The organism is Micromonospora sp. NPDC047134, from assembly GCF_040643455.1.
Classification (GTDB): domain Bacteria; phylum Actinomycetota; class Actinomycetes; order Mycobacteriales; family Micromonosporaceae; genus Micromonospora.
In genome coordinates, this window is the sequence record NZ_JBEYUI010000010.1 from 115,166 (window position 1) to 133,193 (window position 18,028).

An 18,028-nucleotide genomic window follows, 5' to 3' on the forward strand; every position below is an offset into this window, starting at 1 on the left:
TTGCAAATTCCACGTTACAAAAGCCGGACGCCGGCTCGGGTTTTGTCAGAGCAGCTCGACGATCGTCGCGTTGGCCATTCCCCCGCCCTCGCACATGGTCTGCAAGCCGTACCGGATGCCGTTGTCCCGCATGTGCGCGAGCATCGTGGTCATGATCCGGGCACCGGATCCGCCGAGGGGATGCCCCAGGGCGATGGCCCCGCCACGCGGGTTCAGCCGCTCCGGGTCCGCCTCGGTCTCCGCCAACCAGGCCAGCGGCACCGGGGCGAAGGCCTCGTTCACCTCGTACACCCCGATCTCCTCGATGCCCAGCCCCGCGCGGCGCAGCGCCTTGGCGGTGGCCGGGATCGGGGCGGTGAGCATGGCCACCGGATCGTCGGCGGCTACCACGGCGGTGTGGATGCGGGCCAGGGGTCGCAGGCCGTGCCGGGAGGCCCACTCACTGGTGGTGACGGCCAGGGCGGCGGCACCGTCGGAGATCTGCGAGGCCGAACCGGCCGTGACCACCCCGTCCGGGCGGAAGGGGGTGGGCAGCTCACCCAGCTTCTCCAGGGAGGTGTCCCGGCGTACCCCCTCGTCCGCGGCGAAGGTGCCCCCGTCGGCCAGGGTGACCGGGGCGATCTCGTCGGTGAAGGCTCCCGCGTCCTGGGCGGCGGCCGCCTTCTCGTGACTGGCCAGGGCGAACTCGTCGAGCTGGGCGCGGGAGAGCCGCCAACGCCGGGCGATCAGCTCCGCGCCGACGCCCTGGTTGAACGGCAGCGGCGCATCCTCGGCCACCCCCTCGACGCCCCGGTAGCGGGCCAGGATCCGCTCGCTGAACGGCTGGGCACCGGCCACGCTGGCGCCCATCGGCACCCGGGTCATCGACTCCACCCCACCGGCCACGACCAGATCGGCCTGACCGGAGAGCACCGTGGCGGCGGCGAAGTGCAGAGCCTGCTGGCTGGAGCCACACTGGCGGTCAAGGGTGGTGCCGGGCACCGACTCGGGCCAACCAGCGGCCAGTACGGCGTTGCGCGCCACGTTCCAGGACTGCTCGCCCACCTGGCTGACACAGCCCCAGATCACGTCGTCGACCTGGGCCGGGTCGATTCCGGTCCGCTCGGCCAGGGCCTGCAGCACATGCGCGGACAGATCCACCGGGTGCACCGTGGACAGGCTGCCCTTGCGTCGCCCGACCGGGGTACGCACCGCACCGACGATAACCGCGTCACTCATGTCTACTCCCCGGTAACTGGCTGTTCCGATCCTACGCCCATCTGCCGGTCACCCGCCCGCACTGGCATGCTGGTCGGATGCCTTCCGAGACGACCACGAGGCAGTGGCGGATCCGCCCGGCCCTACCGAGGCTCAAGCTCCTCGGGGCGGCCGGGATGTTCGCCCTGGGGATCCTGCTGGCCGAGGGTGACCTGCTCCGGCCGGTGTTCGGCGCCCTGGGCGCCGCGCTTCTCGTCGGCTGGGCCATCCGGGACCTGATGGCACCGGTACGGCTGGCGGTGGACCCCGAGGGGATCACCGTGCCGGCGGGCTGGACCGGTCGACGCCACCTGCCCTGGTCGGCGGTGGCGAACATCCGGGTGCTGCACCGACCCGGCCGCGGCTTCGGCGGGCCGGCCCTGGAGATTGACACCAGCGACTCGCTGCACCTGTTCAGCCGGATGGATCTCGGCGTCGACCCGGAGGAGGTAGCCGAAGCCCTGGCCGCCGCCCGCCCGGAACCACCCGACCCCGACCGGTCCGGACCGACCCTCAGGTGAGCAGGGCCACCGTGCGGATCACGGCCGCGCCGAGCAGCAACACCATGATCGCTGTTCCGCCGACCGCCTGCACCAGGGTCCGATGCGACCTGGGCGCGTAGGCCAGCACCAGGGCCATCAGCCCGCCGAACACCAGACCGCCCAGGTGACCGGCGATCGAGATCTGCGGCACGGTGAAGGTGAAGATCAGGTTGATCACCAGGATCGGCAGGATCGCCGAGGTGTCCCGGCCCAGTCGCCGCATGATCACGAAGATCGCCGCGAAGAGGCCGAAGATGGCCGTGGAGGCACCGGCCGACATCTGGTTCGGCGGGCTGAACAGGTAGACCGCCACATTGCCGCCGAAGCCGGCGATGAAGTAGAGGGCGGCGAACCGCAGCGGGCCGAGCACGGCCTCCAGGGACCGGCCCAGCACCCACAGCGCCCACATGTTGAGCAGCAGGTGCAGCACCCCGTAGTGCAGGAACATCGCGGTGACCAGGCGGTACCACTGACCCTCGGCGACCCCGCCGATGCTGCCGTCGAGGAACATCGCCCGACCCAGCACGGCACCCCACTCGGTCAGCGGGGTGCTGCCGCCCATCAGACCGCCGAAGCCGTTGCCACCGGCGGCGGCGTCCCCGCCCCGGTCGGAGGCGATCGACACCAGCATGACCAGCACGTTCAGGGCGATCAGAACCTTGGTCACGTAGCCGTGCCGGCCGGCGGCACCGCCACCGAAGGCGGTACGCGCCGGCCGTACGCTACGACGTCCCTGCGCCACACACTCCGGGCACTGGAAGCCGACAGATGCCTCGTTCATGCAGTCCGGGCAGATCGACCGGTCGCACCGGGTGCATCTGACGTAGGTCTCCCGCCCGGGGTGGCGGTAACAGGCCGGGGTGGTCGGCGCGGACTCACTCACCGCAGGCCCCAGGTGCCCGAGCGCTCAGTCATGCGAGCAAAGGTACCTTGATCCGCCGCAGCGACCGGTCACGCCGTACCCGGCCGGATCCTCCGCGCCCGCCACACCCAGGCCCGGGCGGCGGACACGGCAGGACGAGGTACGGGTCAGGCGCCCTGACGCTCGATCTCCACCCGCTCGATCACGACGTCCTGCAACGGCCGGTCGCTCGGGCCGGTGGGGGTGTTGGCGATCGAGTCGACGACCTTCGCGGACTGCTCGTCGGCCACCTGACCGAAGATGGTGTGCCGGTTGTTCAGGTGCGGGGTCGGGGCGACCGTGATGAAGAACTGCGAGCCGTTGGTGCCCGGCCCGGCGTTCGCCATCGCCAGCAGGTACGGCCGGTCGAAGCGCAGCTCGGGGTGGAACTCGTCGGCGAAGTTGTAGCCCGGGCCGCCGCGACCGGTGCCGGTCGGGTCACCCATCTGGACCATGAACCCGCTGATCACCCGGTGCGAGATGGTGCCGTCGTAGTACGGACCGCTGCCCGGCTGGCCGGTCCGCGGGTCGGTGTACTCGCGCGTGCCCTCGGCCAGCTCGACGAAGTTGCGGACGGTCTTCGGCGCGTGGTGGGGGAAAAGCTCCAGCCGGATCGGGCCGGCGTTGGTGTGCAAGGTGGCGTAGACAGCCTCGGCCACGGGTACTCCTCACTCGTTGGTCAGTTCCTTGCGGATCCTCCCATGTGCCCGATCTGGACATGCGGAGGCATCCGAAGGTGGAGGATGACAGAGGACAACTCCCAGGAGGTGGGAACGTGTTTGGAATCGCGCGGCGCAAGACCCAGGGGCAACTGGCCAGGGCCGAGCTGAACCGCGGCGTTGGTCACCTGCGGCAGGCCGCCACGCATGCCGCCAAGGGCGCCGGCGCCACGGTCGGTCCACGGGTCCAGGCGGCCCGCAGTGCCGTCACGCCGACCACCGTCATGATCCGGGATCGCGCGTCCAGCGGCCTGGCGACGACGGCCGCGGCACTCGCGCCCCTGACCCTGGCGCTGCGGCAGGCACAGGCCGAGGCAGCCGGAAAGACCGCTGCCGGAAAGAAGGCCGTCGCCACCAAGCAGGCGGCGGCCACCAGGAAGGTCAAGGCGAAGAACATGAAGGCGAAGAAGAAGTCCCGGCGCGGCACCATGATCGGCCTGCTGGCCGCCGGCACGGTGGCCGGACTGGCCGGTGCGATGGCCCTGCGGCGTTACCGGGAACAGCAGGTGTGGTCCGAGTACGACCCGGGCGCGGCACTTGAGCCGATGCAGGACGAGGTGGAGACCATCGAGGTGCGTACGGCCGGACCGGCCGGCGCGGGCAAGGCTTCGACCGGGGCGGGCAGCTCTGCGGTGGCCGGCGGCGACAGCGCCTCCACCACCCCCAGGACGACCAGTCCCACCCCGATCACCCCGACCGACAAGGTCCCCTCGGTCGCCGAGGGCGCCCGCACCACCTCCGGCCGCCCCGCCGACGACCTGACCAAGGCCGTAACCAACGCCCCCTCCACCTCCAACCCCCGCCCCTAACACCCACCCACCCTGCCCCGCCGCCCCACCCCGCCCGCCCCACCCCGCCCGCCCCAGCCTCGGCGATCTTGCACTTTTGGTCCGTGCATAGCGGGCATATGCCGCGAATCAGCGACCGAAAGTGCAAGATCGCGGGGGCGATAAGGGGGTGGGGGCGGGAGGGGGAGGGGAAGGGAGGGGTTAGAGCCAGTCGTTGCGGCGGAACCAGCGGTAGAGGGCTAGGGAGATGGTGAGCATCAGGGCCAGGACCACGGGGTAGCCGTAGGCCACCTTGAGTTCGGGCATGAACTCGAAGTTCATGCCGTAGATGCCGGCGATGGCGGTCCAGACCGCGGCGATGGCGGCCCAGGCCGCGATCTTGCGCATGTCGTTGTTCTGATCGACCGTCACCTGGGCCAGTCGGGCCTGAAGGATCGAGTTCAACAGATCGTCGTACGCGTTGACCTGCTCGACCGTACGACTCAGGTGGTCCTGCACGTCGCGGAAGTAGCGACGTACCTCCTTGGGGACCTCGCGGTTCATCTGGGTGGTCACCGCCAGCAGCGGACGCTGCAACGGCATCACCGCCCGCTTGAACTCCACCAGTTCCCGTTTGAGCTGGTAGATCCGCTGGATCCGGCCGGTGGCCTGACGGTCGAAAACCTCGATCTCCAACACGTCCATGTCGTCCTCGAGCTGGTCGGCGACCTCCAGGTAGAGGTCGACCACCCGGTCGGTGATCGCGTACGCGACCGCCCAGGGGCCGTGCAGGAGCAACTCCTGGCGGTCCTCCAACTGCTCGCGCACCGGGGCCAGGCGGCAGGCGTCCCCGTGCCGGACACTGATCAGGAAGTGCGGACCGATGAAGAGCATCACCTGCCCGGTCTCCACGACCTCGGAGTTCTCCGTCAGCTCGGTGTGCTCGCAGTAGCGGGCCGTACGCAACACCAGGAAGCTGACCTCGCCGAAGCGCTCCAGCTTGGGCCGCTGCTGGGCCTTGACCGCGTCCTCCACGGCCAACTCGTGCAGCCCGTAGCTGTCCGCGATCTCGGTCATCTCGGCCAGGTCCGGCTCGTGCAGGCCCAGCCACACGAAGCCGTTCTCCGCGCTGCGCGCTTCCGCCAGGGCCGCCGCGAAGTTCCAGTCGCCGGGCTGCCGCCGACCGTCGAGGTAGAGGGCGCAGTCCACCACCGCGCTGCGCGGGGAATCGGTCGGGGCCTCGGCGGCCGATGTGCCGTCCGGGCTGAGTCGGCGGGTCATCGCCCGTACCGGTGACCAGTTGCGCGGCCGCAGCGCCCGGCCGGCGGCCACCGATGCGGGGGTGGCGGCGGCCCGGTCTCGCTTGATCCGATCGGTCATCGCACCCCCTCCGCACGCCCCTGTCGCGGCTTGCAGGGTACGCCGCAGTAACGATCATGACGGCCTCGACGGGGGTCGAGGGGGTGGCGCCGGGCGAGCCGGGCCACCAGGGGGTGAGGCGCGGCCCGGCCCGCCCGGCGCCGTGGGGGCGGGGGTGGTGCTGCCGCGTCACCCAGGGGCGTGTCGGCGGCCGATTCGCGCCGGGCATGGTCCGCGATGGTCCAGCCCGGGAGGCCGCAGTACGCAGGTGAGTGACGCTCGCAGCATTGTGGGCCGCCGGCCGCCCCAGCGGGAGAGCTGGAGCGGCCGGGCGGGGCCTATTGTCGGGAATCCGACAGAAAATCAGCCGCGGACGGCTGCCATCGCCTCGGCCAGCCGCCGTACGCCCTCGTCCACCTGATCGGCGGTCACCGCCGAGTAGGCCAGACGCAGCGCGTGCCTACCCCCGTCGATGACGAAGTCGCTGCCCTTCACCACGGCGACGCCACGCTCGGCGGCAGCCGGAGCCAGCTTGTCGACATCGACGTCCTCCGGAAGCTCGACCCAGAGGAAGTAGCCGCCGTCCGGCTCCACGAACCGGGCCTCCGGGATGTGCCGGCGCAGTGACTCCGCCAACACCCGCGACCGCTCGCCCAGGGCCGCCCGGACGGTGTCGATGGACCGCTCGATGTCACCGGAGACGCAGAACTGGTGCACGATCGCCTGGGCCACCATGCCCGGGGAGATGTAGAGGCTGGTCGCCTTGCCGGCGATGTCGGCGATCAGGTCCGCCGGGCCGATCAGGTAGCCCACCCGGACCCCCGGGCAGACCGTCTTGGTGAAGCTGGAGGCGTGCACCACGACCCCCCGGGTGTCCATCGACAGCATCGACGGCAGGGGCTCGCCACGGAACCGGATGTCGGCGTACGGGTCGTCCTCGAAGATCGTGAAGCCGTACTCCGCAGCCAGCTCCAGCAGCTCCCGGCGCTTGTCCAGGGAGAGGGTCACCCCGGCCGGGTTCTGGTAGTTCGGGATGACGTGGGCCAACCGGGGCCGTACCCCGGACTCCAGCAGCTTGCGCAGCTCGGCGGTGTCCAGGCCGTCCGGCTGGATGGTGACCCCGTGCAGTTCGCTGCCCATCCGCTTGAGGTTGAGCAGGGTGCGGTCGTAGGTCGGGCGCTCCACCACCACGGCGTCGCCGGGGCGTACCAGGTGGTCGAAGAGGAAGGCGTCGGCCTGGAGGGAACCGTTGGTGATCAACACCTGGTCGGCCTCGACCCCGTGCTTTTCGGCCACCCACTTGCGCAGCGGGAGGTAGCCCACGGAGGTGCCGTAGGCGGTCACCCCGGCGGGATCGGCATCGAAGGCACGGACGGCGGCGGCCTTGAGCCCTTCGACATCGACGATGTCCAGCGAAGGCGCGCCACGGGCGAAGGAGATCAGCTGCTCGGCGGTCATGGCTGTTCAGCGTACGTGCGGTGACCTGGGATGCGCCGACGGCACGGCGATGTCCGCATCCTGAGCCACCGGGTCGGGTGAGCCGGGGCACCGATCCCACCCTCCGGGTCGCGCCACCTGAGGCCGAGGGGTCGAGCAGGTCAGGCCGCCGCGCCCGGCCACGCCGCATCGACGAGCACCGGCTCCCTCGCCGGAATCGGGGGTACGGCGGTCAGCTGCGCCTGCCGGGACAGGCCCGCCACCTGTAGTCCCAAGGAGGTGATCAGATGTCCCCAGTCGAAGTAGGACCGCCAGGTCGTGATCCGGCCGCGCCGCGCCCGGACCATGTCCACGACCTCCCAGGAGACCGTGCGCCCGGTCGGGGCCACCGTGCCGAAGGGGGTGTGCAGCACTCCGGTGTGGGTGCCGGTCAGGCGCTGCTCCACGGCCGCCCCGCCGGCCGTGCGTACCGCCGAGAGGGGGTCGACCCGCAGGTCGGGAAAGGCACCCGTCCAGGTACGCAGCAGGGCCGGCAACTCCGGGGGGCGTACGGTCACCCCGGGCATGGAGTAACTGCCGTCGGCCGCGTACAGCTCGGGCAGGCGGGCCACGTCCCGCCGCAGGAGCATCGCGTACTGCTGCTCGATCAACCGGTCCGCGCCGCGCATCCTGGCCTCCCTACCGGCGCGCTCGACCACGCCGCAGGCATTCCATACCCTCGCCCGGCCCCGCCACACCGGTCCGGCGACCCGGCCCCGCAAAGCGGCAACAGCGGAATCGGTGTCGGGCGGCTAGTGTTTGCCCGTGTCTACCGAGCCGCTGCGCTGCGCCGGAGCGCTGATCGTCGACCCGGAGGGGCGCCTCTTCTTCCAGCGCCGCTCGCCGGACCGCCGCCTCTTCCCCGACTGCTGGGACATCGTCGGCGGCCACCTGGAACCCGGCGAGACCGTGGAACAGGCCCTGCGCCGGGAGGTCACCGAGGAGACCGGCTGGCAGGTGACGGAGATCCTCGGCCAGGTCGGCGAGTTCCGCTACGTCGGTGACGACGGGATCGACCGGATCGAGTCCGACTGGCTGGTACGGGTCGAGGGCGACCTGGCCGCACCGACCCTGGAGGCCGGCAAGCACACCGAGTTCCGCTGGCTCGGCCCCGACGAGGTCGACCTGCTGGACGAGCACCGTCACATCAACGAGGGCCTGATCCGACAGCTGGCCGAGCGGGCATTCGCCCTGTTGAGGTCCACGCCTTCGTGAACGACAGCGTCGGGCTGGCCGCACACCGGTTCGCCGCGCTGATCGCGCCCGTCATCGACCGGGTCTTCCTCGCCGCCATGCAGGCCGCCCTGCGGTACCACCGGGCGGACGCGCACGCCGCCGCCGGACACACCTCGGCCAGCATCGTCGAGCTGCCCGACGGGGCCCAACGGCGGGCCATCGAGCTGGAGACCGACCGGCGGGCCGCCGGGCCGTACGCCACGCTGACCCCGCCGCAGCGGCTGGAGTTCCTCGCCGACCTGGCGGCGCTACCCGGCTGAGCCGACGGCAGCCCGACCGGCGGCGCTATCCTCCTCCGGTGAGCGCCGCTAAGACAGATACAGAGACCGGCATGGTCGGGATGGTGCTGGCAGCCGGTGCCGGTCGCCGGCTCCGCCCGTACACCGACACCCTGCCGAAGGCTCTGGTGCCGGTGGACGGCGAGATCACCATCCTCGACATCGCGCTTGGCAACCTGGCCGAGGTGGGACTCACCGAGGTCGTGGTCGTGGTCGGCTACGCCGCGGAGGCCGTCCGGGAGCGTCAGGCCGATCTGGAGCGCCGGTACGGCGTCACGATCACCCTCGTGCACAACGACAAGGCCGAGGAGTGGAACAACGCGTACTCCCTCTGGCTGGCCCGGGACTGGTTCTCCCGGGGGGTGCTGCTGGTCAACGGCGACACGGTGCATCCGGTGAGTGTGGAGAAGACCCTGCTGGCCGAGCGGGGCCCCGGGATCCTGCTGGCGATCGACACCCTCAAGCCGCTGGCCGAGGAGGAGATGAAGACCACCTTCGACGCCGCCGGTCAGCTCACCCGGATCACCAAGCTGATGGAGCCGGCCGAGGCGTACGGCGAGTACATCGGCGCCACGCTGATCGAGCCGCAGGTGGCCGAGGCCCTGGCGGACGCCCTGGAGGCTACCTGGCGGCGCGACCCGAACCTGTACTACGAGGACGGGTACCAGGAGTTCGCCGACCGAGGTGGTGAGGTGCGGGCCGCCCCGATCGGTGAGGTGTCCTGGGTCGAGGTCGACAACCACGCCGACCTGGCCCGGGCCCGGGAGATCGCGTGCCTCTACTAGCCCGTACGGTCACCACACCGCTGTCGATCGAGGTCCGTCGCGGTGCGGTGACGGACCTCGGGGCACTGCTGGCCGACCGGCGGATCTCCGCAGGCGGCGACGTGGCGTTGGTGGTCGGCCCCGGGCAGGGCGAGAAGATCGCCGACCTGTGCCGGCCCTCCCTGGGCTCGGCCGACATCTTCACCGTCAGCGGCGGCACGGTCGACTCGGCCAACGCGCTGGGCGACCAGTTGCGCCGCCGACACTACGACGCGGTCGTCGGGATCGGTGGCGGCAAGACCATCGACACCGCCAAGTACGCCGCCACCCGCTACGCCCTCCCGATGGTCACCGTGGCGACCAGCCTCGCCAACGACGGCATCGCCTCCCCGGTGGCCTCCCTGAGCCACGAGGGCGGCAAGGGGTCGTACGGCGTACACATCCCGATCGCCGTCCTGGTCGACCTGGACTTCGTGGAGAACGGCCCGGATCGGCAGACCCAGGCCGGCATCGGCGACGCGGTGAGCAACCTGAGCGCCTGCGCCGACTGGGAACTGGCCCACCAGGTACGCGACGAGCCGATCGACGGGCTGGCCCTGACCCTGGCCCGGACCGGGGCGGAGGCCCTGGTCAACCACCCCGGCAAGATCACCGACGACGCCTTCCTGACCACCCTGGCCGAGGCGCTGATCCTGGGCGGCATCTCGATGTCGGTCTGCGGTTCCAGCCGACCGGCCAGCGGCGGGGACCACGAGATCTCGCACGCCATCGATCACCTGTACCCGGGCACCGGCTCGCACGGGGAGCAGGTCGGCCTGGGCGCACTGTTCTGCACCTTCCTCCGGGGCGACCTGGAACGCTTCGGGCAGTTGGCCCGCTGCCTGCACCGGCACGGCCTCTCGACCCGGCCGAGCGAGCTGGGTCTCACCGACGAGCAGTTCGTCGAGGCGGTCGCCTACGCGCCGCGTACCCGGCCGGACCGCTACACCATCCTCGAACACCTCGCGTTGTCCGCTGACGACCTTCGTACCCGGCTGGGAGACTACGTTGACGCCCTCCGTGAGCACCTTGGCTGAGCCGTCCCGCCCCACGGTCGCCGACTTCCACCGGGTGAACCGGGGCGGTGGCCTGTTCAGCGAGTCGATCAGCCAGTGGATCGGTGCGGTCTTCGCACTGGTCGCCCAGCGACTCGGGCTGCGACCGACCGTACTGACCATCACCAATCTGGTGCTGGGGCTGGCCACCTCGGTCACCGTGGTCGCCCTAGCCGGTCCGGTCGCCGCCGGGGAGGTACCGGCCGTGCTGGTCGGGCTGCTGGCCCTGGTCGGCTGGCAGGTGGCGTACGCCCTGGACTGCGCCGACGGTCAACTGGCCCGGGTCACCGGGCAGGGCAGTGCGGCCGGCGCCCGGGTCGACATCCTCTGTGACGTGGCCGCCCAGATCGCCCTGGTGGCCGCCTTGGCGGCGACTGCGGTGGCGCAGCGCCCCTCGACCCCGGTCTGGTTGGTGGCCGCCTTCGCCGGCACCTGGATGGTCAACCTGGTCACCTCGGTGATGCAGTCCGGCCCGAACGCGGCCAGCATGGTCACCTCGACCTCCCTGCCCGTACGCCTGGTGAAACTGGTCCGCGACTACGGCGCGGTGATCTTCGCTGCCGCGGTGGTGCTGGCCTTCGCCCCGGCGCTCGCCTTCTGGGTGCTCGTGGCCTTCACGGTCGTCAACGGCGGCTTCCTGCTCGCCAGCATCGCCTTCTCCGCCCGCGCCTCGCTGTGAGGAAGGGCCCCTGTCAACGCTCAGGGGCAGTTCTGATCGACAATCGTTGACACCTCAATCAATGCCATGAAAGGCTCCCATAGACGGGGATCACTTCATTTGAAGCTGACGCCACCCGTCCCCACGCCACCCCACCCCCTTGGGAGACCTCATGCGCAAAACCGCCAAGCGGATTGCCTCCGTTCTCGCCGCCGCAGCCCTGACCACCACCCTCGCCGCCGCGCCCGCCTCCGCCGCCACGCCAGAACGGGAGCCGTTCAAGGTGCCCGATCAGGGCTTGGTCCTGTACACCGCGAACAGCGCCTACGTGGTCGCCCGCCACACCGCAGTCGACAACCTCTGCCACCCCATGCAGGACGCGGTCACCCTGCTCGCCTGGAGCGGCGGCGTGTACGCCGTCGCCTACGCGAGTGACGACTGCACCGGCCACGGGTTGGGTCTCAGCGCCTGGCAGGGCTGGAGCCCTGGGGTATTCCTCTCCTACAAGCTCACCTCGTACTAAACCCACCCCACCCGCCCACCTCGCCCCGTTGATCATGAGGTTGTCGGCAGCCAAGGAGATCAACTTCGCCGTCAACCTCATGGTCAACCACTTGGCCTAGCGGGTGATCGACTCCGTTACGCCGTAGTGGCGGTATCCCACCCGTCCGGATCCCGCCGTTTCGGCGTAACGGAGTGGATCATGGGCGGGCGAGGCCCGCGTACACGGCTAGGAGTTGCTTGGTGACCACGTCGGGGTGGAAGACCCGCTCGTAGCGGGCTCGGGCGGGGGCGGCCAGTGCGGCGGCGCCCGCGGCGGCCAGCGGTAGGGCGGCGGCGAGGGCGGCCGGCTCCGGCGGGACCACCCAGCCGGCCTCACCGACCAGAACCCCGGCCGGCAGGGCGGACGCCACTCCGGACGCACTACCCGGACCGGCCAGGCCACCGACACGACCGGGGCCGCCGGGGCTGGGTGGGGCGGGGGCCGAGGCGGATTCGGCGGGGCCGGTGCCGGCGGGTTCGCGGGGGGTGTCCGCGCCGACCAGGTACGGGATGCCGCCCAACGCGGTGCCGAGGACCGGGCGGCCACTGGCCAGTGCCTCGATGATCACGGTGGGCAGTACGTCGTGCCAGGTGGAGGTGGCCAGCACCACGGCGCTGGCGGCCAGGGCCGAGCGGACCCCGGCCCGGTCCAGGGGGCCCAGGAAGGTCACGTCCGCGCGTTCGGCGGCCGCCGCCTCGACCATCGGACGCAGCTCACCGTCACCGGCGACCCGCAGCGGCCCCAGGGCCCCGTCCGGGTGCCGCCGCCACGCCTCCAGCAGCAGGCCGAGCCCCTTCTCCGGGGAGAGCCGACCGAGGAAGAGGAAGCCCTGGCCGAGGGGGGCGGGGGTGCCCGGGTCGGGAATGCCGTTCGGCTTCACGACGATCCGGGAGTCCGGGATGCCGTAGTCGCGCAGGTGGTCGGCGACCGCGCTGGTCAGGGCTATGAACCGGTCCACCGACTTCCAGGTGCCCCGGTGCACGGCCAGGGTGGTGGCCATCAGGGCGCTCTGCGCCCGGGACCCCCGGTAGCAGCGGTGCACCACGGCCGGCACCCCCAGGGTCCGGCCCCGGCAGTCCTGACAGATCACCCCGTCACGGAAGTACAGCCCGGAGGAGCAGACCTGGCGGTAGTTGTGCACCGTCTGCACCACCGGCACCCCGTGCTTGTGCGCGGTCCGCACCACCCAGGGCGAGAGCAGGGGGTACGGGTTGTGCAGGTGCAGCACGTCCGGCCGGTGCTCGGTGAGCAGCCGGGACAGGTCGGCCTGCGCCTTCGGGGCGTACATCGGAGAGATCGGCAGCAGGGCCTTAGCCGCCTTGGACATCGACGGGATCTCGTCCGAGCTGCGCAGGAAGGGCAGCACCTGCACACCGGCGGCGGTGAGCTGGGCGATCTCCGCGTCGACGATGGTGTTCTCACCGGAGGGCTGAGCTTCCCGGTACCGGTTGTGCGCCACCACAATCTTCACGGGAAAGAAGGCTACCGTTGGACGATGCCCGAACTACCGGAGGTGGAGGCGCTCGCGGGTTACCTGCGACAGCGCGCGGTGGGCCGCCGCGTCGAGCGGCTGGAGGCCGTCGCGATCAGCGCCCTGAAGACGTACGATCCGGCGCTGACCGCGGTCACCGGCCGGTCGGTGACCGACGCCCGCCGGCACGGCAAGTTCCTCGATGTCGATTTCGAGGGTGACCTGCACCTGGTGGTGCACCTGGCTCGGGCCGGTTGGCTGCACTACCGGGAGGCCTTCGCCTCGACCGTCCCGCTGCGTCCGGGCAAAGGCCCGATCGCCCTTCGGGTACGTCTGGACGACGGTTCCGGTTTCGACCTGACCGAGGCCGGTACGCAGAAGAAGCTGGCCGTCTACCTGGTGACCGATCCGCAGGCGGTGCCCGGGGTGGCCAAGCTGGGGCCGGACGCCCTCGCGGCCGACCTGGCCACCTTCGCCGAGGCGGTACGCAGTCGACGGGGCCAGATCAAGGGGGTGCTCACCGATCAGGGGGTGCTGGCCGGGGTGGGCAACGCGTACTCGGATGAGATCCTGCACGCGGCGAAGCTGTCGCCGTTCGCCCTGACCGACCGACTCACCGATGAGCAGATGGCGACCCTGCACACGGCCACCCGCCGGGTGCTCGGCGACGCGGTCACCCGCTCTCTGGGGCAGCGGGCTGCGGAGTTGAAGGGTGAGAAGCGGTCCGGGCTGAAGGTGCACGCCCGCACCGGGCTGCCCTGCCCGGTCTGCGGCGACACCGTACGTGAGGTCTCCTTCGCCGATTCCAGCCTCCAGTACTGCCCCACCTGTCAGACCGGCGGCAAGCCGCTTGCTGACCGAAGGTTGTCCCGACTCGTACGGTGAGTGACGAGACTCTCGACTACGGAGCGGAATCGGACGTGGGGTGCGCAACCACGGTCCGGCACTCTTCCGGGGCCGCCATCCATCGGTATAGTGGCCCGGTCCCCGGCTTCCAGATGGCGTGGAGCCGGCCAGATCGCAGGCGAACACGAGTCCGTCACGCAATGTCCCTCGGGTCGGCGTGATGACGGCATCCGCGTGGGAAACTGAAATGGTGGGCCACTCGGGCCCTTACGGCGAGTAAGCGGTGCGGGTCATGCGGGAGGACATGGGTGAGGTGACGACTAGCCTCCAGCGCCCGGTAACCAACGAAGGCCGGAGCAGACTCGTGCGGCACGTCGACAGCTTCGAGATCCAGCCGCCGACCCCGTCGTCGCACAACGGGGTACCCCGTTCGGCATGGGCGCGGGCCCGGCGACGGGTCTCCCGTTGGCACCGGCCGTACACCGCGATCCTGCTGCTGTTGGACTTCGCGGCGGCGGCCTTCGCCAGCTTCACCGCGATCCGCACCTTCGACCAGGCCACGGCCGGTTTCCACGAGGCGCAGAACGACCCCACCTGGTTCCACACGGTGGCCTTCCTGCTGCTGCCGCTGGGCTGGTTGACCATTCTGTGGTTCAGCGGGGCCTATGACCGGCGTTGTCTGGGTCTGGGGCCGGACGAGTTCAAACGGGTGATCCGGGCCGGGGTGGCGGTCTGCGCGGCGGTGTCCTTCCTGGCCTTCGCCACCAAGACGGACCTGTCCCGGTTCACGGTCGGCACCGCCCTGCTGCTGGCCCTGCTGTTGATCCTGCTGGGCCGGATCCTTACCCGGTTCGTGCTGCATGTGATGCGCCGCAACACCCAGCAGGCGGCCCACCGGATGGTGCTGGTCGGCACCCTGCCGGAGTGCCTGGAGGTCTACACCGCGGTCACCCGCAACCCCGCCGCCGGGCTGGTCCCGGTGGCCATCCACATCACGGACGGTTACGCCGCCGCCAAGGGGGTGCAGACCCCCGTCCCGGTGTACGCCGGCCGCGACGTGCTGGCCCTGGTACGCGAGGTGGGCGGCGACACGATCGCGGTCTGCGGCTCGGCCAGCGCCGAGCCGGGCGAGCTGCGCCGGCTGGCCTGGCAGTTGGAGGGCTCCGGGGTCGACCTGGTGGTGGCCCCGCAGCTGACCGACATCGCCGGCCCCCGGGTGCACATCCGCCCGATCGAGGGCCTGCCGCTGCTGCACGTCGAGGAACCCACCCTGTCCGGGCCGGCACTGCTGGCCAAGAACATGATGGATCGGGTCGCCGCTGGGCTGGGCCTGCTGGCGTTGATCCCGGTCTTCATCGTCATCGCCGTCGCCATCCGGATCTCCGATCCCGGTCCGGTCTTCTTCCGCCAGCCCCGGGTGGGGCACGAGGGACGCACCTTCCGGGTGTGGAAGTTCCGCACCATGTACGTCGACGCGGAGGATCGGCTGGCCAGCCTGGTCGACCAGAACGAGACCGACGGCATGTTGTTCAAGATGAAGCAGGATCCCCGGGTCTTCCCGGTGGGCCGCTTCCTGCGCGCCTCCTCGCTGGACGAGCTGCCGCAGCTGATCAACGTACTCATGGGCGAGATGTCCCTGGTCGGGCCGCGCCCTCTGCCCGCCGACGACGGCGACTTCCTCGGCGATGTGCGCCGTCGGCTGCTGGTCCGTCCGGGGATGACCGGGCTGTGGCAGGTGTCCGGCCGCTCCGACCTGTCCTGGGACGAGGCCGTCCGACTGGACCTCTACTACGTCGACAACTGGTCCCTGGCGTACGACCTGAGCATCCTGTGGCGCACGGTGGGCGTGGTGCTGGCCCGCAAGGGCGCCTACTGACCCTGGCCGATCGGCAGTCACCCCTTCCGCCGGAGCGCGGATGGCAGCAGGATCATCGGCGTGGGCGGCAACCTCTCTGCGATCGTCGGAGTCTTATCGCTGGTCGCCGTACTGGCTGCGGCGCTGTTCGGGGTGGCCCGATCACGTGCCCGCCGCGCCATCGCCACCCCCGGTCAGCGGGCCACCTACGAGGTGCTGCACACCGCCGGGCTGGCCGCCGAACCACTGCGCGCCGGGCTGAACCCGGCCAACGCCGCGAAGGCCGCCCGTCACCTGCGCAGCCTGGTCGGCGCGGAAGGGCTGGCCCTGACCGACACCGAGGACCTGCTGGCCCTGGACGGCCTGGGCACGCACCACGGCCGACAACTGTGGGCGGCGGCGCAGCGGGTGATCGCCGCAGAGCGTTCCACCGTGCTCGGCGAGGCCGAACTGTTCTGCGACCGGCTCGACTGCCCGGTACGCGGGGCGGTGGTGGCGCCCCTGGTCGGCGCCGAGGGGCGGGTGGTCGGCGCGCTGGTCGCGGTCACCGACGGGGTACCCGCGCCCGGTCTGGTGCAGGCCAGCCTGGAGACCGCACACTGGGCCGGCAGCCAGCTGGCCCTGGCCGAGCTGGACTCCTCCCGCGAACGGTTGGCCCGCGCGGAGGTCCGGGCGCTGCGGGCGCAGATCAGCCCGCACTTCATCTACAACGCGCTGACCGCGATCGGCTCCTTCGTCCGCACCGACCCGGAGCGGGCCCGGGAGCTGATCCTGGAATTCGCCGAGTTCACCCGATACTCCTTTCGGGCGCACGGTGAGTTCACCACGTTGGCCGAGGAGTTGCGCTCGATCGATCGCTACCTGACCATCGAACGGGCCCGGTTCGGTGACCGACTTCAGGTGCGCCTCCAGATCGCCCCGGAGGTGCTGCCGGTGACCCTGCCGTTCCTGTGCCTGCAACCGCTGGTGGAGAACGCCGTCCGGCACGGATTGTCCCGCAAACCCGGCATGGGCATGGTCAGCATCGAGGCGCAGGACGCGGGCGCCGAATGCCACATCACCGTGGAGGACGACGGAGTGGGGATGGACCCGGGCACCCTGACCGCGGGAATCGCCGAGTTGGCCGGGAGCGGCGGCGACCCGGGAGACGACCCGGGCCAGCACGTCGGGCTGTCGAATGTCGACGAGCGACTCCGGTCGGTCTTCGGAGACGGCTTCGGCCTGGTCGTGGAGACGGACCTGGGAACGGGTACGAAGGTGAGTATGCGAGTGCCGAAGTTCCACCCCGGCGTACGGGCCAACGCGTGAGCGGCAACGGCGGGGTCGCCGGTTTCCTGCGGGTACTCGCGGTGGACGACGAGCCCCCGGCGCTGGACGAGTTGGCGTACCACCTGCGGGCCGACCCCCGGGTGGCCCGGCTGCGCACGGCCGGGGACGCCACCGAGGCGCTGCGGGTGCTCCGCGACGACGAGGTGGACGTGATCTTCCTGGACATCCGGATGCCCGGCCTGGACGGCATGGAGCTGGCCCGGGTGCTGCGCCAGTTCGCCCGGCCACCGGCGATCGTCTTCGTCACCGCGTACGACGACGGCGCGGCGGACGCCTTCGACCTGGGCGCCACCGACTACGTCCGCAAGCCGGTACGCGCCGAACGGCTGGCCGAGGCGCTGCGCCGGGTGGTCGGCTCCCGGGTGGTGCCGTCGCATCCGGCCGCGTTGGCCCGTACCGAGGAGGATCCGACCATCCCGGTGGAGCTGGCCGGCAGCACCCGGATGCTGCCCCGCTCGGCGGTGCGCTGGGTGGAGGCGCAGGGCGACTACGCCCGGTTGCACACCGCCGAGGGCTCACACCTGGTCCGAGTGTCGCTCGCCACCCTCGCCGACCGCTGGGCCGACGGCGGCTTCGTCCGGATCCACCGCTCGTACCTGGTCCAACTACGCCTGATCGCCGAACTCCGCTTGGTCAACTCCGGCTACGTAGTGGTAATCGACGACACCGAACTCCCAGTAAGCCGCCGCCACACCCGAGAACTGAAGGACAAACTAGTCCGAGCCGCCAAACAAGCCTGGACCCGCTAACCCCACCCCCACCCCACCCCCACCCCCCAACCCCCACCCCCACCTCGCCCTGACCCTCGCCCCGTTGATCATGAGGTTGACGGCGAAGTTGATCTCCCTGACGCCGCTAACCTCATGATCAACGGGGTCAGGGTGGGTTGCGGGGCTGCCTGGGTGGGAGTTTTCCACGGGGTTTTCCACAGGGTTGGAGGGTTATCCACAGGT

At 70.8% G+C, this 18,028-nt stretch carries 19 protein-coding genes; 12 read left to right on the forward strand and 7 right to left on the reverse strand.

Annotated features, from left to right (window positions below):
- Window positions 1-45: 45 nt before the first annotated feature.
- Window positions 46-1,218, reverse strand: a complete 1,173-nt coding sequence (locus ABZ795_RS14795; protein ID WP_357530704.1) for an acetyl-CoA C-acyltransferase — start codon at window positions 1,216-1,218, stop codon at window positions 46-48.
- A 77-nt stretch (window positions 1,219-1,295) separates the two neighbouring features.
- Here ABZ795_RS14795 and ABZ795_RS14800 point away from each other — a divergent pair, with 77 nt between their 5' ends.
- A complete protein-coding gene (locus ABZ795_RS14800; protein ID WP_357530705.1) occupies window positions 1,296-1,757 on the forward strand; it encodes a PH domain-containing protein in 462 nt (153 codons plus the stop codon).
- Here ABZ795_RS14800 and ABZ795_RS14805 read toward each other — a convergent pair.
- On the reverse strand, window positions 1,750-2,661 hold the full coding sequence (locus ABZ795_RS14805; RefSeq protein ID WP_357530706.1) for a rhomboid family intramembrane serine protease: 912 nt from the start codon (window positions 2,659-2,661) through the stop codon (window positions 1,750-1,752). The genes ABZ795_RS14800 and ABZ795_RS14805 overlap by 8 nt on opposite strands.
- A 146-nt stretch (window positions 2,662-2,807) precedes the next feature.
- Entirely contained in the window at window positions 2,808-3,338 is a 531-nt protein-coding gene (locus tag ABZ795_RS14810; RefSeq protein ID WP_327023608.1) for a peptidylprolyl isomerase, read from the reverse strand.
- A 59-nt stretch (window positions 3,339-3,397) separates the two neighbouring features.
- Here ABZ795_RS14810 and ABZ795_RS14815 point away from each other — a divergent pair, with 59 nt between their 5' ends.
- Complete coding sequence (locus ABZ795_RS14815) at window positions 3,398-4,207, forward strand: hypothetical protein (RefSeq protein WP_357530707.1); 810 nt, start codon at window positions 3,398-3,400, stop codon at window positions 4,205-4,207.
- Window positions 4,208-4,387: 180 nt separating this feature from the next.
- On the opposite strand, the gene corA is transcribed toward ABZ795_RS14815, so the two are convergent.
- The 3 genes from corA to ABZ795_RS14830 all read right to left on the reverse strand — a co-directional run bounded on the left by corA (window position 4,388) and on the right by ABZ795_RS14830 (window position 7,629).
- Window positions 4,388-5,545 carry a magnesium/cobalt transporter CorA gene (gene corA / locus ABZ795_RS14820; RefSeq protein ID WP_357530708.1) on the reverse strand — a complete coding sequence of 386 codons (1,158 nt, stop codon included), beginning with the start codon at window positions 5,543-5,545 and terminating at the stop codon, window positions 4,388-4,390.
- A 342-nt stretch (window positions 5,546-5,887) separates the two neighbouring features.
- On the reverse strand, window positions 5,888-6,982 hold the full coding sequence (locus ABZ795_RS14825; protein WP_357530709.1) for a PLP-dependent aminotransferase family protein: 1,095 nt from the start codon (window positions 6,980-6,982) through the stop codon (window positions 5,888-5,890).
- Window positions 6,983-7,122: 140 nt separating this feature from the next.
- Window positions 7,123-7,629 (reverse strand): ester cyclase, encoded by a 507-nt coding sequence (locus tag ABZ795_RS14830; protein WP_357530710.1) that lies wholly within the window; start codon window positions 7,627-7,629, stop codon window positions 7,123-7,125.
- Window positions 7,630-7,765: 136 nt separating this feature from the next.
- Here ABZ795_RS14830 and ABZ795_RS14835 point away from each other — a divergent pair, with 136 nt between their 5' ends.
- The 6 genes from ABZ795_RS14835 (at window position 7,766) to ABZ795_RS14860 (ending at window position 11,553) form a co-directional block, all read left to right on the forward strand.
- Window positions 7,766-8,215: an NUDIX domain-containing protein gene (locus tag ABZ795_RS14835; RefSeq protein WP_357530711.1), complete on the forward strand. Its 450-nt coding sequence runs from the start codon at window positions 7,766-7,768 to the stop codon at window positions 8,213-8,215.
- Complete coding sequence (locus tag ABZ795_RS14840) at window positions 8,212-8,496, forward strand: hypothetical protein (RefSeq protein WP_357530712.1); 285 nt, start codon at window positions 8,212-8,214, stop codon at window positions 8,494-8,496. Before ABZ795_RS14835 ends, ABZ795_RS14840 begins: the two co-directional genes overlap by 4 nt.
- Before the next feature lie 71 nt (window positions 8,497-8,567).
- The gene (locus ABZ795_RS14845) at window positions 8,568-9,299 is read left to right on the forward strand and encodes a phosphocholine cytidylyltransferase family protein (RefSeq protein WP_357530759.1); all 732 of its coding nucleotides are present in this window, start codon (window positions 8,568-8,570) and stop codon (window positions 9,297-9,299) included.
- Window positions 9,287-10,354 carry an iron-containing alcohol dehydrogenase family protein gene (locus ABZ795_RS14850; protein WP_357530713.1) on the forward strand — a complete coding sequence of 356 codons (1,068 nt, stop codon included), beginning with the start codon at window positions 9,287-9,289 and terminating at the stop codon, window positions 10,352-10,354. The genes ABZ795_RS14845 and ABZ795_RS14850 overlap by 13 nt, the downstream gene beginning before the upstream one ends.
- Window positions 10,338-11,051 carry a CDP-alcohol phosphatidyltransferase family protein gene (locus ABZ795_RS14855; protein WP_357530714.1) on the forward strand — a complete coding sequence of 238 codons (714 nt, stop codon included), beginning with the start codon at window positions 10,338-10,340 and terminating at the stop codon, window positions 11,049-11,051. Before ABZ795_RS14850 ends, ABZ795_RS14855 begins: the two co-directional genes overlap by 17 nt.
- A gap of 151 nt (window positions 11,052-11,202) precedes the next feature.
- The gene (locus ABZ795_RS14860) at window positions 11,203-11,553 is read left to right on the forward strand and encodes a hypothetical protein (protein ID WP_327023600.1); all 351 of its coding nucleotides are present in this window, start codon (window positions 11,203-11,205) and stop codon (window positions 11,551-11,553) included.
- Window positions 11,554-11,731: 178 nt separating this feature from the next.
- Here ABZ795_RS14860 and ABZ795_RS14865 read toward each other — a convergent pair whose 3' ends face one another.
- On the reverse strand, window positions 11,732-13,045 hold the full coding sequence (locus ABZ795_RS14865; protein WP_357530715.1) for a glycosyltransferase: 1,314 nt from the start codon (window positions 13,043-13,045) through the stop codon (window positions 11,732-11,734).
- 24 nt (window positions 13,046-13,069) lie between these two features.
- Between ABZ795_RS14865 and ABZ795_RS14870 the strand changes: the two genes are divergently transcribed.
- The 4 genes from ABZ795_RS14870 to ABZ795_RS14885 all read left to right on the forward strand — a co-directional run bounded on the left by ABZ795_RS14870 (window position 13,070) and on the right by ABZ795_RS14885 (window position 17,824).
- Window positions 13,070-13,930, forward strand: coding sequence for a DNA-formamidopyrimidine glycosylase family protein (locus tag ABZ795_RS14870; protein WP_327023598.1), 861 nt, complete (start codon window positions 13,070-13,072; stop codon window positions 13,928-13,930).
- A 265-nt stretch (window positions 13,931-14,195) separates the two neighbouring features.
- Complete coding sequence (locus tag ABZ795_RS14875) at window positions 14,196-15,767, forward strand: sugar transferase (RefSeq protein WP_327027358.1); 1,572 nt, start codon at window positions 14,196-14,198, stop codon at window positions 15,765-15,767.
- Between the two features lie 60 nt (window positions 15,768-15,827).
- Window positions 15,828-17,054, forward strand: coding sequence for a histidine kinase (locus tag ABZ795_RS14880; RefSeq protein ID WP_357530716.1), 1,227 nt, complete (start codon window positions 15,828-15,830; stop codon window positions 17,052-17,054).
- Window positions 17,051-17,824, forward strand: coding sequence for a LytTR family DNA-binding domain-containing protein (locus ABZ795_RS14885; protein ID WP_327023596.1), 774 nt, complete (start codon window positions 17,051-17,053; stop codon window positions 17,822-17,824). Before ABZ795_RS14880 ends, ABZ795_RS14885 begins: the two co-directional genes overlap by 4 nt.
- Window positions 17,825-18,028: the final 204 nt, after the last annotated feature.